Consider the following 13294-nt stretch of genomic DNA (forward strand, 5'->3'; position numbering starts at 1 on the left):
ACGGTCCCCCGGGCGGGGGACGCTTACAGCAGCGCTGCACCGGGATCAGTGGCTCTGCTGGCCAGCGCTGGCGTGCTGCTCGTGGCTGCTGGCGTGCTCCGTGTGCTCCTCCTCGCGGCCGCTGTTGCCCTGCGCGCCGTTCGAGCCGTCGCCACGGGCCTCGCCGCCCTTGCGGCCGATCTGGGCCATGTGGCTGCGGTTCTGGCTCACGGCCGCGCCGCCCTTGCGGCCAATTGCGGCCATGTGCTCGCGGTTCTGGCTCACGGTCGCGCCGCCCTTGCGGCCCGCCGCGCGGGCCTCCTCGGAGCTGAACTCGTGGGCCGTGCCCTTCTGATGCGCGGCCTTCCCGCCCATGCTCGCAATCGCGCGCTGCTGCTTCTCGTCCATCGCCGCGAACCCACGACTGCTGCTCTGGTTTTGTTGCTGTGCCATGAGATGTCTCCTTGGTGGTGTCTGGGCGCATCGCTCAACATACGCACGGGTCAGCCCAGGTGCAGCGCCACGTGGCTCTTCGTTGAACGATGTCGGCATCGACGGAGACTGCAACGTGGATGCCATGGTGAAGAGATCATGGACACCGGCCTTCACGAGCGGGGATCCGGCGCGAGATCCGTGGCTCTCGGCGGTGCTTCCGAGCGTCCAGGACGCGGCGCGCGGCGGTCGATCCACGCCGCGCCGCGCGCGCCGCGCCGCGCGCGCCGCGCCGCGCGCGTGGCGTGCCCCGGCGAACAGGAGCGCGCGATGGATCCGCCCTGCGCTGCTCAGCCTGGCTGAGGATCCGCCGCTCTGCGCTGTTCAGCCTGGCTGATACTGATTTTCCAGCCAAGGATCCGCTGCGCGCGGCAGACTGCCCCACCACGCGTGAGCGCACGGGCCATCGCGCCCCGTCCGCTCGCGGGAGGGGCCGTGATCCGCGGCGAGCGGATGCGGTCGAGCCCGGGACATCAACGCTCTTTCGTCTGACCTTCAGCCGTCGCAACGTCGCTGACGGGGCTTTGCAGGCGCTCGCTGCGCGAAGTTGTGTCAAGGCCCTTGACGGGCTGAACCATGATGATCGTTTGTCGCTGTCCAGCGTCAGCTGCGCAGCGCGCGCCGGTGGCCTTGGCTCGGGCGCCGAGAGGCAGGTCAAGAGGGCCCCGCAGCCGGCGAGGTCGCGTGCTCTGGGGCCGCATGGGGTGATGTGGTTCAGCGAGGGCGGCTGGCCGGGCGCCCGGCGCGTGCCCGGCGGTGGGCAGCGCCCCTTCGGTCGGGCTCAGGCCGACGGCGCGCCGCAGGGGGGCGCCGGCACGCGGAGCGACCGGGCTGCCCCACTGCCGAGCTCGAGCGGCTTCCTCAGGGGCCGCCAGCGCCGCGGCAGGGCCGTGCTGGCGACCGGTTCGGAGGGGAGCGCCGTGGCAGGGGCCTCGGCGACTCCGGCGCGCGCCGTCAAGGGACGACGTCGGCGGCGAGGCGACTTCGTCGCGCGATGTCCCGCTCGCCCACGCGCTCCGTTCCGCACCACCGCACCGCCGCGCCGCGTCCGCGCAGCGATGCTATCGAGCGCGAATACCCCAGCTCCTGTGTCATCGCGCTTGACGACGTGCTGTTCGCGGTCTCCGCCCCTCCAGCCGCAGGCGCCCGCGGTGGGTACAGCGAGCACGCAGAAATTGCGACGGCGCTGAGCGCGCAGATTCTGCGCATCCAGCAGCTCGTCGGTCCGGTCGCCACGATGCCCGGCGGGCGCGATCCAGAGGCGAGGGGGACGCGTAGCGCCTGCGCCGCTGCGTCGCCACGTTCGCAGGCGCGCGAAGCGAGATTGCGCGCGCTTGGCCTCGCGCGCATGGCGACGCATGGCCCGGACGAGGCGTCTCGGCGGAGGTCGATCTCGCCCGATCTCGGTCGCGGGGCGGCGCCTGCTGCGGTCGAGCATGGCGGAGCAGCCCGTCAAAAAGTCGACGACCCCGTGGCCTCCGGGTTGCTGAGACGGTGACGGCGTGACGGCGGCCGTGTCACGGCGAGGCCACACGTGGTACAGAGCGGCCAGGCTCGAGCCGCCCACGCGCGCACCACGCCATCCCTGGAACAACCCCACATGCACGAGAGGCTTACAACGGACTGCGGTAAGGTGGCCGGCTCCCGCGGCGTGGTCGACGTCGAGCGCGCCGGAGCGCTCTGGAGGGACGCGCTGCGCGGCCTGGTCGGCGTGTTCGCCCTGCAGGACGTGATCCTCATCGGCTACCTCGTGGCGACCACGATCGCGCTGGCCTTCGCGCCGGCGAGCGAGGTGCGAGCCGAGTGCGTGCAGCGCAATCTGGTCGGCATCGCCGCCCTGATGTCCCTGTGCGTGTTCGTGCGCCGCGCGACCTTCGTGGCTCCCCTGCTCCGGAGCGTGGTTTACCGGCTCTCGCTCGTCGGGGCCTTCCTCCTCAACTACCTGTCGCTGCGGACCATGCTGCCGACGGTGCGCAGCGACAGCCTCGACGCGGAGCTCCTGCACCTCGATCTCCTCCTCTTCAAGGTGGAGCCGGCGCTCTGGATGGAGCGGTTCAACACGCGCCCGATCGTGGAGTGGTTCTCGTTCTTCTACTTCAGCTACTTCCTCATCTGCTTCATGTCGATGGTGCTGGCGGTCTGGGTGGCTCGCCCCGGCCGCGGGACGACCGAGTACGCGGTCGGCACCTCGCTCGTCTACTGCCTTGGCCAGCTCGGCTACATGGCGGTCCCCGCCTACGGTCCGATCCAGGCGCTGCGCCACCTCTACGAGGGGCCGCTCGACGGCGGCTTCTTCTGGGGCGCCGTGAGCAGCGTCGTGCAGGCCGGCGGCGCGATGAAGGACGTCTTTCCCTCCCTGCACACGGCGGCGCCGCTCTGGTTCGCGCTGTACACCTTCCACCGCGCGCGCACCGACCGCCGCCTCTTCTGGCTGGCCGTGGTGGCCGCGTTCTTCTCCATGAACATCATCATCTCCACCATGCTCCTCCGCTGGCACTACGCGGTGGACGTGGTGGCCGGCGTCGCGCTGGCCTCGGGCGCGGCGTGGCTCACGCCGCGGGTCGTCCGCTGGGAAGAAGCCTTCCGCACCCGCATGGGCCAGCCGCTCCCGTGGACCTTCCGGTGAGCGCGGCGCTCCCGCGCCGGCGCGCTCCGCCCCTGTGTGTCCCGCCGCCGCGGGAGAGGTCTAGGGAGCCGGCCTCGGCTTGAGCTCGGTGAGCACGAGCAGGTAATCCGGTCCGTTGCTGGGCGACAGCTGGGCGTAAGGGTTCTCCGGTCCAGGAAAACCGATGAAGCGGCGGGTGTTGCACGCGCCCCACGCCGGGTTGAGGAAGAGCGGGATCACCGGCGCCGTCTGAACGAAGAGCATCTGAAGGTCGTTCGCGATGCGCCTCCGCTGGGCCGGATCCGAGGTCGACGCGAGCGCGCCGAGGAGCCTGTCGGCCGCCTTGCTGCCGTGGCGATGCCAGTTCTCGCGCGCCAGCGCGCCGACGGGCTTGACGCTCCCGGAGCCCATGAGCGCAGCGTATGTGTAGTAGATATCAGGGCTCGCGTCTGCCCAGCCCAGCGCCAGATCGAACGTGCCTTGCTGGAGCGCGTCGACGAAATACCAGAACGACATGCGCTTGAGCGTCGCCTCGATGCCCACCCGCCTCAGCTGCTGCGCGATCAGCTCGCCGGCGCGCGCCCAGTCGTCCCACCCGTCGATGAGGTTGAGGCGGAAGCGAAGCGGAACCCCGTCCTTCGCCCGGAACCCGTCCTTCCCGACCGCATAGCCCGCCTGGTCGAGCAGCGCGCTGGCCTTCGCCACGTCGAGCTTCGCCCAGTCGCCGGCCGCGACGGCCTGCGGGCTGCGCCATCGAGCGTGCAGGTCGCTCAGCCCCGTGGCGTCCGCGGGGCGGGTGTAGCCGAGCATCGCCTCCTCCACGATCCGGTCGCGGTCGAGCGCCATGCTCATCGCCTTGCGCACGCGCACGTCGTCGAGGGGCTTCCTCGTGGCGTTCGGGTAGAGCATCACCGCGCCCATGACGGGCGGAGACCAGTAGCGGTGATGCTGCGGGTCCCTGTCCACGAACGCCCTCTCGACGTCCGCGAGGAACCTGTCGGCCCAGTCCACCTCTCCCCTGATGATCGCGCTCGCCGCCGTGCTCGTGTCCGGGTAGGCCGGGAATCGAAGGCCCTTGATCGCCGGCTTGCCCGGCTGCCAGTACCTCGGATTCCGGCCGAGCTCGTACAGCTTGTCGTTGAAGACCCGCACCTCGGTGAAGGGGCCTGTCGCCACCGGATCCTCGTTGTTGAAGCTCACCGGATCAGCGACGTCCTTCCAGATGTGCTCCGGTACGATCGGCTGGTGGCCGATGCCGGCGAGCCCGGGGACGAAGGGGCGCTGGAGCGCGAATTCTACCGTGCCCTCGTTCGGCGCACGAACGGAGGCGACGAACTTCCAGACCTCGTGCGCATCGAGCGCAGGGTGCTTCCTGAGCAGCTCGAACGTGAACGCCACGTCCCGCGCGGTGAAGGGCCGGCCGTCGGACCAGGTCACCCCGGAGCGCAGGGTGAACGCGAGCGTGCTGTTCCCGGCGCTCCACGCGTAACCGGTCGCGAGCCACGGGACGTACTCTCCCGTCATCGTGTTGAAGACGATCAGCGGCTCGTAGACGCCTGCCACCGTGGGCCAGCGAGAGCGGGCTGGCGCCAGCAGCGGATTGAACTTCCGCTCCCACGCGGTGTACCCCTCGACGGCGACCGTGAGGAATCCGTCCTTGCCCGAGGAGATCGGCGAAACGCCGGCCCGCGGCGGGCTCGCCGCCGGGACGGCGCCCGTCGCGCGGGCGACGGCCATTGACGTCACTTCCTCGAGCGATGAGGACGAGGACGAGGCCTGCGGCCGAGGCGCCGCTACATTCCTTTCCGTGAGCCCGTCATGGCAGGACGCGGCGACGCACATCGAGACAATCAGCGCCGGCGTGCCGAGCGCAGGCCCTGGCCAGCTCCCCATTTTCATCGGACCCCCTTCTCTATCTCGCCGCTGCGACCCACCTATCACACCTCCGCGCGGCGGCGGTAGCGTCGAGCCCGGGTGCGGCGCGCGGCGACGTCCGAGGCGCCCGCTGCTCCCGGGCTGCTCGAGCCGACGCCGCTCAGGCGAGCGGCGCCTCCCAGGCCTTCAGCGGCGTGGCCAGCGCGCGCCCGTCGGCGCCGTCGGCCACCGGCTGCAGCCGCGGCGCCTCGAGGACGCGGACCGGCGGCGCTTCGACCGGCGGCTCCGCGGCGGCGCCGTCCGCCAGGAAGCCGTCGGACTGCTTGCTCCAGAGCCGCTGGTACGCTCCGCCCCGGGCGAGCAGCTCGGCGTGGGTGCCGTCCTCGATGATCCGGCCCTTGTCGAACACGAGGATGCGGTCGAGGTGGACGACCGTCGACAGGCGGTGGGCCACGACGAGCACCGTCTTGCCCTTCATCACCCCGTCCAGCGTGTCCTGGATCGCCTTCTCGGTGATCGAGTCGAGGCTCGAGGTCGCCTCGTCGAGGATCAGGACCGGCGCGTCCTTCAGGATGACCCGCGCGATGGCGATGCGCTGGCGCTGGCCGCCAGAGAGCTTGACCCCGCGCTCGCCGACCATGGAGCGATACCCGTCCTTCATCTGCGCGATGAACTCGTGCGCGTGCGCCTTGCGCGCGGCCTCGACGACCTCCTCGTCGGTCGCGTCCAGGCGGCCATAGCGGATGTTCTCGAGGAGCGTCCGGTGGAACAGGCTGGGATCCTGAGGGATCAGGCTGAGCTGCGCGTGCAGCGCGTCCTGCGTCATGTCGCGGATGTCCACGCCGTCGATCAGGATCTGACCGGCGTTGATGTCATAGAGCCGGAGGATGAGGCTGACGAAGGTGGACTTGCCCGAGCCCGAGAACCCCACCAGCCCGACCCGCTGGCCGCGCGGGATCGTCAGGTCGAGCCGCTCGAAGATCGGCTGATCGGGCGTGTAGCCGAAGGACACGCTCCGGAGCTCGATCTGGCCGCGCTCGAGGCGCGGCGCGACGGCGGCGGGCCGGTCGACGAGCTCGTGGGAGCGGATGATGGTGTTCACGCCGTTCGCGACGTTGCCGACGAACTCGAAGAACTCGAGGAAGCGACGGCTGAGGTTGCGCGCCTCGTTGATGATGAGGAGCGAAAGGCTCGTGGCCATGACGAACTCGGCGACGCCGATGGCGCCGCGCTGCCAGAGCGTGAGCGCCTGGTAGAGCGTCCCGACCTTGAGGAGCGCGGCCGACGCGAACTGGAACCAGCGGACGCGCTCGGAGTACCAGTTCGACCTGCGCACGGCGCGGAGCTCCCGCACGAGCTGCTCGTCCAGGTACTCGCGCTCGAAGCCGAACCGGGCGAAGAGCCGCGCGCTCGTGAGGTTCGAGACCGAGTCGACGAGCTTGCCCGTCGTCTCGCTCCGCGCGGAGGCGGCGCGCACCGCGTGCGGCTGACAGCGGGTCGCGAGCCAGTAGGAGATGCCGACGAACAGGACGGCCCAGGCCGAGACGAACGCCGCGAGCTCCGGGTGAGCGCGGTAGAGCAGGCCGATCGAGACAGAGAAGACGATGGCGATGGGCCAGAAGTCGAACAGGATCGCCCACAGCGTCTGCGAGACGCCCATCGACGTCTCGCTGATCCGGTGGGCGAGCGCCCCGGCGAAGTTGTTGCTGAGGTAACGATGGGAGTGGTGCTGGAGGTACGCGTAGAGATTGCGGGTCACGTTCTGGCGCTGCCACGGCCCGACGAGGATCTGGCAGAGGCCGGCGATGCGGCTGAACAGGAACTCGCCCGCGATGAGCGCGACGAACAGCGTCAGCGCGCCGCGGAGCTCGCCCGTCAGCGCGGCGCGGCCGGCGCTCGACTCGCGCGTCACCCCCTTGATGACCTCACCGACGGCGTACGGGATCATGATCCCGAAGGTGGCGTGCGCCGACTCGAACACGAACATCGCCAGATACCACGGGCGGTAATGAGCGATGAAGTGGACGATGAAGCGGAACGGCGTGTCCGGGAGCGACGGAGCGCCAGGGGCGCGCTGCAGAGAGGTCTTGGGTTCCACCGAGATGTCCTGGGCGCCGTGCGCGCCCTCATGAGATGGCGGTCGTGCTCTCCAGCGGCCTTCGCCCCGCGCGGGGGAGAGCGCCGGCGCCGGAGCTCGCCGTGGCGCCGAGCGCGGCCCACGCGCCGGCGGGGCCGCCGCCGATCACCAGCACGTCGGCGAGGTCGTCGGTGCCGGAGGCGAGGGGAGGAGACTGCGTTGCAGGGGTGCTCATCGTGGGTCCGCCGCGGCGGGCCCAAGCACCAATCGGGCCAGGGGGGGGTCAGCGGGGACGAGCGGCGGGGAGCCCCGCTGCTGCCTCAGCAGCAGCGGGCTGGTGATCGGCTGCTGCGGCGCGCGCAGGTCGAGCCGGGGGCCGCGCCTGGCTGGTCAATCGGCCTCGCCGCCCTCGACCCAGCTGGTGAGCGTCGCCTGCTCTTCGGCGGTCAGGCACTTGGCGTTGCCGGCGTCCCGCGCCGGGTCGCCGGTGCACCTGGCCTGGCCCTGCGCCACGGCCGGCATGGAGCCCTCGAGGACGCGCATGAGGGCGCACGCGCCCTTCGAGAGCCCCGCTCTCGCGCACGCCGCGTGCTCCGCGTCGAGCTGCGAGGACGCGTAGTCGACCTCGAAATCGCCGGCGGGCGTCGGGCTCGTGGTGTGGCAGGGCCCGCAGCGCGCCGTGAGGATGGGCTCCACGTCCGCCCACGCCGCGGCTTCCGCGGGCGCGCCGCCAGCGCCGCCCGCGCCGCCGTCACCGCCGCCCGCGCCGCCGTCACCGCCGCCCGCGCCGCCGTCACCGCCACCCGCGCCGCCGTCACTGCCGCCCGCGCCGCCGTCACCGCCGCCCGCGCCGCCGTCACCGCCGCCCGCGCCGCCGTCACCGCCGCCCGCGCTGCTCGTCGTGGTGCTGGAGGTGGAGGTGGTGCTCGTCGAGCTCGAGTTCGAGTCGTCGTCGCCGCACGCCGCCAGCGCGAGGAGCAGCGCGCCGGTGGTCGCGAGGAAAGGGATCCGGGTGTTCATGGTAAATAGCATTTACCATTCATATGCGACCCTGGCGCTGCTGGCAATTCCCGTGACGTCGAGCCCGATAGATCCAGCCTGTCACCCTGCTCTATTATGCTTTGATTGAATCGGAGAACGCGGCCTATCGGGCTGGACGCGCGGTCTTCGATGCCGCCCGTCTCCTCGGACCGCCGGGGCGCCGGCGTGGGGCCGCGGCGAGCGCGACCACGGGGGCCTCGACATGGCGGAACCCCGCTGGCGTGCCGGACACGATGGCTCCGCACGACCTACATCCCCGAGCCACGGCCGATCGTCCGGATCGAGCGCCCCGCCTGCCGCGCCGCCCGGCGGTCCTGCGGTGAGAGCGCCCTGCCGGAGGCGCGTCGCTGCCCGCCCAGGGCCCTGGCCCCACGTGGGGCGGCGGCTCCGCTCTGGCCTGCTCGCGACGCGCGCGGTACCCTCGTCGCCGAGGGCGCTGGCGCGACTGGATGACCGACGAACCCAGGGTCAAGGGAGTGGCGTTCCGCTCCGCGTACGTGAGCTTTGGCAAGCTGCGCGGAGAGCCCGTCCAGAAGCTCAGCCTGGACGAGATGTGCGAGCCGCTGCGCCACGGCCTCCGCTACGGCAGCATCGTCTCCACCGGCTGGTACCCGATCGCCTGGTACAAGGACCTGTTCCAGGCCATCCGGCGCACCAGCGGTGAAGGCAAAGACCTCATCCACCAGATTGGCCGCCAGTGCACCCGCGACGACATGAGCGGCATCTACAAGGTCATCGCGGCCCTCATCTCCCCCTCCGCCCTCTTCTCCCTCGGCCAGCGCGTCTTCGCCAACTACTACTCTGTCGGCCGCGTCCAGGTCCTCCAGTCCCGCCGCGGCTTCACCCGCGCTCGCTGGATCGGCTGCTCCGGCTTCGACGAGAACATGTGGACCGAGGTCATCGGATCCTGTGAGCAGCTCCTCGAGATCGGCGGCGCCAGCCACGTGCGCCAGCGCGTCATCGCCGGGGGCGGCGACCACGACGAGCACCTCGAGCTGACCGCGCACTGGAGCTGAGAGCCCGCCGTGATCAGCGGCCGCAGGCGCGCGAACGAGGCCCTCGCGGCGCCGACCAGGGCCGCGACGCGCGGGGTCCGGCGGAGCCGGTCGACCGCCTCGACTGGCCACGTCAGCTCACGCGCGGGGGCCGCCGCTCCTCAGGGCGCCGGCCAGGGAATCACGAAGCGGTCGAGGGGGGCGGCCTCGCTGCCGCCCTTGGGGAGCCCGCGGACCTCGACGGCGAGGCCCTCGGGGGCGGGCGCGATCAGCAGGAAATGGAATGGGCGGAGCGCCGGGCCGCGGGCGAGGTCGTCGGGGTGGCGGCGGGCCGCGCCCTGGGCGAGCGCGGCCCGGGGGCCGCCGCCGCCGCCGGCCACGATGAAGAGCTTTCCGCCGCGCCGGAAGCGCTCGTGGTTGTGCACGTGGCCGCTGATCAGCGCCAGCGCCTTCCGGGAGCGGAGGAGGGGCGGGACGATGTGGCGCTGCACGTGGGGCTCGTCGCCCGTCACCGTGCTGTTCGTGTAGGGCGGGTGGTGCGCGAGCACCAGCGCCGCGCGCGCTGAAGGATCGGCGTCGATGCGGCGGAGCGCGCCCTCGTACCAGCGGATCTGGGCGTCCCACGCCGCGGGGGTGAGCTCGTCGATGTTGCTGTCGAGGACCACGACGCGGATAGGGCCATAGGCGACCTCGTACCAGCGGCGCCCGCCGAGGTGCGGGAAGCGCGCGAAGAAATGGCGCTCACCGCCGCGGCAGCCCCAGGTTTCGTGGTTGCCGAGCGCCGCGAACGCCGGGATCCCGGCGTCGCGCACCGGCGCCAGCAGGGCGTCGAGATCGGCCCAGTGCCGCGCCGAGCCGCCGTCGAACACGAGGTCGCCGACCACGAACACGGCGTCCGGGCGAGCGGCGGCGAGCGCCCGCACCAGCGCCGCGCGCTCGGGATCGTTCGACTCGCGCCAGAACTCCAGGGTCGAGGTGCGCTGCAGATCGGCGATGACGGCGATGCGGCCGCTCGTGGGCGGCAGCGGCACATCGAGGCTCCCAGCGAAAGCGCGCGGCGCGGGCAGCGGCGCGCACGCGGCGAGCAACGCGCTCGCGGCGGCCACGCCGAGACCGGCGACCCCGATCACTTGCGCGGACCCGCCGCGCCGTTTGAGCTTCATCATGGTCGACGTCCATTCCTGGAAGGTCCGCGCGTTCCGTGGGAGAGTGAGGGCGCTGACGCCCGGGCTCGATCTCCCTCCGTGCTGGCACACGGCATCGGGCTCGGGCTGCCGAGCTGGAGAGCTCGCCGCTGGCCTCTCCGGGATACCCCATGTCCACCCTGTTGCTCACGGATCCTCGGCTCCTCGCGCACGATCCGGGCCCCGAGCACCCCGAGAGCCCCTCCCGTCTCGCGAGCGTCCTCCGCGCCCTCGATCCGCTCCCGGCCGGCGCGGTCCTGCAGCGCGCGGTCCGCGAGGCTTCCCCGGCGCAGCTCCGCCGCGTGCACTCGGCGGCGTACGTCGACGAGGTGCTCGGGCAGCGGGGGAGGGCCGGAGCGATCGACGAGGAGACGCGCCTGTCCGAGGGATCCGTGGAGGCGGCGCTGCTGGCCGCCGGGGCGTGCGTCGCGCTGGTCGAGGCGCTCCTGGAAGGGCGGGTGAAGAACGGCTTCGCGCTCGTGCGCCCGCCCGGGCACCACGCGACGCCCAGCCGCGGCATGGGGTATTGCGTCTTCAACAACGTCGCCATCGCCGCCGCGCACGCGCTCGCCTGCGGCGCCGGCCGGGTGCTCATCGTCGACTGGGACGTGCACCACGGGAACGGGACACAGGCGATCTTCGAGCGGCGCGACGACGTGCTCTTGTTCTCGGTCCACCAGGACCGGCTCTACCCCGACTCGGGCGGCAGCGACGAGGTCGGCGCGGGCCCCGGCGCCGGGTACACGCGGAACGTCCCCTTGCCGCCCGGCGCCGGCGACGACGAGACGAAGCGCGCCTTCGAGCGCGAGCTCGCGCCGCTCGCGGCGTGGTTCCGCCCCGATCTGGTGCTGGTCTCGGCGGGCTTCGACGCGCACGTGGACGATCCCATGGCAGCGCAGCGGGTGACCACGGAAGGGTTCGCGGCGCTGTGCGCGACGGTCTGCAGCATCGCCGCGCCGACCGCGGGAGGCCGCGTTGGCCTCGTGCTCGAGGGCGGGTACGATCTCGCGTCGCTCGGCGCGAGCGTCCGGGCGTGCGTGGAGATCCTCTGCAGCAGCGCCGGCCGGGAGCAGTGAGATGGGCTCGACAGACAGCACGCTCCTGGGCGGCGTCCCGGACCTCGGAGACGTCCCCGCGGCGACCGCCTGGCTCGAGGCGAAGCTCGCGTTCCTGCGCGCCCTCGGGCCGACGCCGGAGATCGAGGCGTCCTTCCGGCCCGTGTCGGTCCTCGACCTGGTCGGGGCGCCGGCGCCGCCCTTCGGCCTGTATGGCGACGCCGCCTGGCGAAGGCTCGTGCTGGCCACGCTGCTGGCCGACTGGAGCTGCTACCCTCTGCCGGTCGATCAGGTCGGGATCGAGCGCCTCTTTCAGGTGATGTTCACCTTCCCCGCGGGGTTCAGGGTGTGGTGGGCGGAGGCTCCTGGCGCCGGGTGGCTTCCGGTCGGGTACACCGGCTGGTTTCCGATCGCGGAGCTCACCTTCGAGGCGCTGGCCGCCCGGCCGGCGGAGCTGCGCGGTCGCAACATGCCCGCGCTCCCGACCCTCGATCCCGGGGGGAGCTTCATCTACCTCTTCAACTACAGCGTCCTCGGGCCGCTCCGGGGGACGTCCTGCTCCCGGCGGCTCCTCCGCGCGCTGGCCGAGGATATCGCGGCCGTGCCGCTCCGGGGGCTCGCGGCGATCACGGTCTCCGACGAGGGGAGCCGGGTCGCCGAGCGGTTCGGGATGCGGCGCTCGGGGACGCTGGTCGTCGACGGCACGCCGGAGCAGGTCTACACGCGCCGGGTCGCCTGATCAGAGCTCGTCCCACGTGAAGGCGAGCACATCACGGATGTGCTCCTGCCCGGTGAGGAGCATGACCAGCCTGTCGAAGCCCAGCGCCATGCCCGCTCCGGGCGGGATTCCCTGCCTGAGCGCCTCCACATAGCGCGCGTCGAGCTCCACGGGGGCCTTTCCTTCCTGCGCTCGCCGGGCGTTCTCGCGCGCGAACATCGCGGCTTGCACCTCGGGATCGCGGAGGGACGGGAAGCCGTCGCTCAGCTCCATCCCGGCGATGAAGAGCTCGCTGCGCAGCGCCAGCGCCGGCGAGCCCGGGGAGAGCGCGGCGGAGGAGGTCATCAGCGCCGGCCACTCGCGGAGGAAGACGGGGCGCTCGTGGCCGAGGTGCTCGGTGACGCGATCGAGCAGCATCGACAGCACCATCGGGGGGTCGTCGAGGAACCGCTCGGGCACGCCGAGGTCGGGTCGGGCGGCGGCGGCGCGGAGCGACGCGGCGGAGAAGCTCGGGTCGACGTGGACCCCGAGGTGCTGCGCCAGCGCCTCGCGGACGGTGAGCCGCTCCCATCGGACGCCCGCGAGCCGCACGGCGCGGCCGCGGACCTGCACGTGCTCGGCGCCGGGGGAGACGGCATCGAGCGCCCGCTGCACGAACGCCTCCACGTCGTCCTCGATCGCGTCGAGCGGCGCGAAGGCGCGCGCCCACTCCAGCATGGTGAACTCGGGGTTGTGGCGCGCTCCGACGTCGCCGCCGCGGAAGTTCTGGGTCAGCGTGAAGACCTTCTCGAACCCGCCCACGATCATCCGCTTGATCTGGTACTCGGTCGAGGTCGTGAGATAGCCGCCCTCGGCGCGCATCGGGCTGAGGTGGGCGTCCGGGCACGCGCCCTTCACGAGCAGCGGCGCCTGGACCTCCAGGAAGCCCTGCTCGAAGAAGTAGTCGCGGACGGCGCGCAGGATGGCCTGACGCTGGAAGAGCAGCGCCATCCGGCTCGGCGCCCGGCCAGGCTGGCGCCAGCGCAGGGCGTCGCCCCCCGGATCCCAGGCGCCCGCGGCGGGGCCGCCCGCGCGGCGGACGACCGGCGGCGCGCCGCCGTCGCCGAGCTCGACCTCGACGATGTCGCCCGGCGCGAGCGGCGCACCGGCGCGGAGACCGCGGACGACGTGCCTCTCGGCGCCGGCGAGGAGGGCCATCGAGGTGAGCGCTCCTTCCTGCCAGGTTTCGAGGATGCGGCCGTGGAGCCGGCGCGGCGGGGTCATGGGGGCACCA

The 13294-nt window shown here is 72.2% G+C and carries 11 protein-coding genes; 4 read left to right on the forward strand and 7 right to left on the reverse strand.

Annotated features, from left to right (window positions below):
• Positions 1 to 45: 45 nt before the first annotated feature.
• A complete protein-coding gene (locus WME85_RS15950) occupies positions 46 to 432 on the reverse strand; it encodes a KGG domain-containing protein (RefSeq protein ID WP_437839163.1) in 387 nt (128 codons plus the stop codon).
• 1639 nt (positions 433 to 2071) lie between these two features.
• Here WME85_RS15950 and WME85_RS15955 point away from each other — a divergent pair.
• A complete protein-coding gene (locus tag WME85_RS15955; RefSeq protein WP_437839165.1) occupies positions 2072 to 3097 on the forward strand; it encodes a phosphatase PAP2 family protein in 1026 nt (341 codons plus the stop codon).
• Positions 3098 to 3157: 60 nt separating this feature from the next.
• Here WME85_RS15955 and WME85_RS15960 read toward each other — a convergent pair whose 3' ends face one another.
• The 4 genes from WME85_RS15960 to WME85_RS15975 form a co-directional block, all read right to left on the reverse strand.
• Positions 3158 to 4813, reverse strand: coding sequence for an ABC transporter substrate-binding protein (locus WME85_RS15960; RefSeq protein ID WP_437839167.1), 1656 nt, complete (start codon positions 4811 to 4813; stop codon positions 3158 to 3160).
• A gap of 298 nt (positions 4814 to 5111) precedes the next feature.
• The gene (locus WME85_RS15965; RefSeq protein WP_437842313.1) at positions 5112 to 6938 is read right to left on the reverse strand and encodes an ABC transporter ATP-binding protein; all 1827 of its coding nucleotides are present in this window, start codon (positions 6936 to 6938) and stop codon (positions 5112 to 5114) included.
• A 139-nt stretch (positions 6939 to 7077) separates the two neighbouring features.
• Positions 7078 to 7263: a hypothetical protein gene (locus WME85_RS15970; RefSeq protein WP_437839169.1), complete on the reverse strand. Its 186-nt coding sequence runs from the start codon at positions 7261 to 7263 to the stop codon at positions 7078 to 7080.
• A 155-nt stretch (positions 7264 to 7418) separates the two neighbouring features.
• Positions 7419 to 8048 (reverse strand): hypothetical protein, encoded by a 630-nt coding sequence (locus WME85_RS15975; RefSeq protein WP_437839171.1) that lies wholly within the window; start codon positions 8046 to 8048, stop codon positions 7419 to 7421.
• Positions 8049 to 8518: 470 nt separating this feature from the next.
• Between WME85_RS15975 and WME85_RS15980 the strand changes: the two genes are divergently transcribed.
• Positions 8519 to 9085 (forward strand): hypothetical protein, encoded by a 567-nt coding sequence (locus tag WME85_RS15980; RefSeq protein WP_437839173.1) that lies wholly within the window; start codon positions 8519 to 8521, stop codon positions 9083 to 9085.
• A 140-nt stretch (positions 9086 to 9225) separates the two neighbouring features.
• Here WME85_RS15980 and WME85_RS15985 read toward each other — a convergent pair whose 3' ends face one another.
• Complete coding sequence (locus WME85_RS15985; protein WP_437839174.1) at positions 9226 to 10230, reverse strand: metallophosphoesterase family protein; 1005 nt, start codon at positions 10228 to 10230, stop codon at positions 9226 to 9228.
• A gap of 149 nt (positions 10231 to 10379) precedes the next feature.
• Here WME85_RS15985 and WME85_RS15990 point away from each other — a divergent pair, with 149 nt between their 5' ends.
• Positions 10380 to 11324 carry a histone deacetylase family protein gene (locus WME85_RS15990; protein WP_437839176.1) on the forward strand — a complete coding sequence of 315 codons (945 nt, stop codon included), beginning with the start codon at positions 10380 to 10382 and terminating at the stop codon, positions 11322 to 11324.
• Between the two features lies 1 nt (position 11325).
• Positions 11326 to 12042 (forward strand): hypothetical protein, encoded by a 717-nt coding sequence (locus tag WME85_RS15995; protein ID WP_437839178.1) that lies wholly within the window; start codon positions 11326 to 11328, stop codon positions 12040 to 12042.
• On the opposite strand, the gene WME85_RS16000 is transcribed toward WME85_RS15995, so the two are convergent.
• Positions 12043 to 13284, reverse strand: a complete 1242-nt coding sequence (locus WME85_RS16000) for an amino acid--tRNA ligase-related protein (RefSeq protein ID WP_437839180.1) — start codon at positions 13282 to 13284, stop codon at positions 12043 to 12045. It lies immediately after the preceding gene.
• Positions 13285 to 13294: the final 10 nt, after the last annotated feature.

This window comes from Sorangium sp. So ce1153, assembly GCF_051521595.1.
Lineage (GTDB): Bacteria > Myxococcota_A > Polyangia > Polyangiales > Polyangiaceae > Sorangium.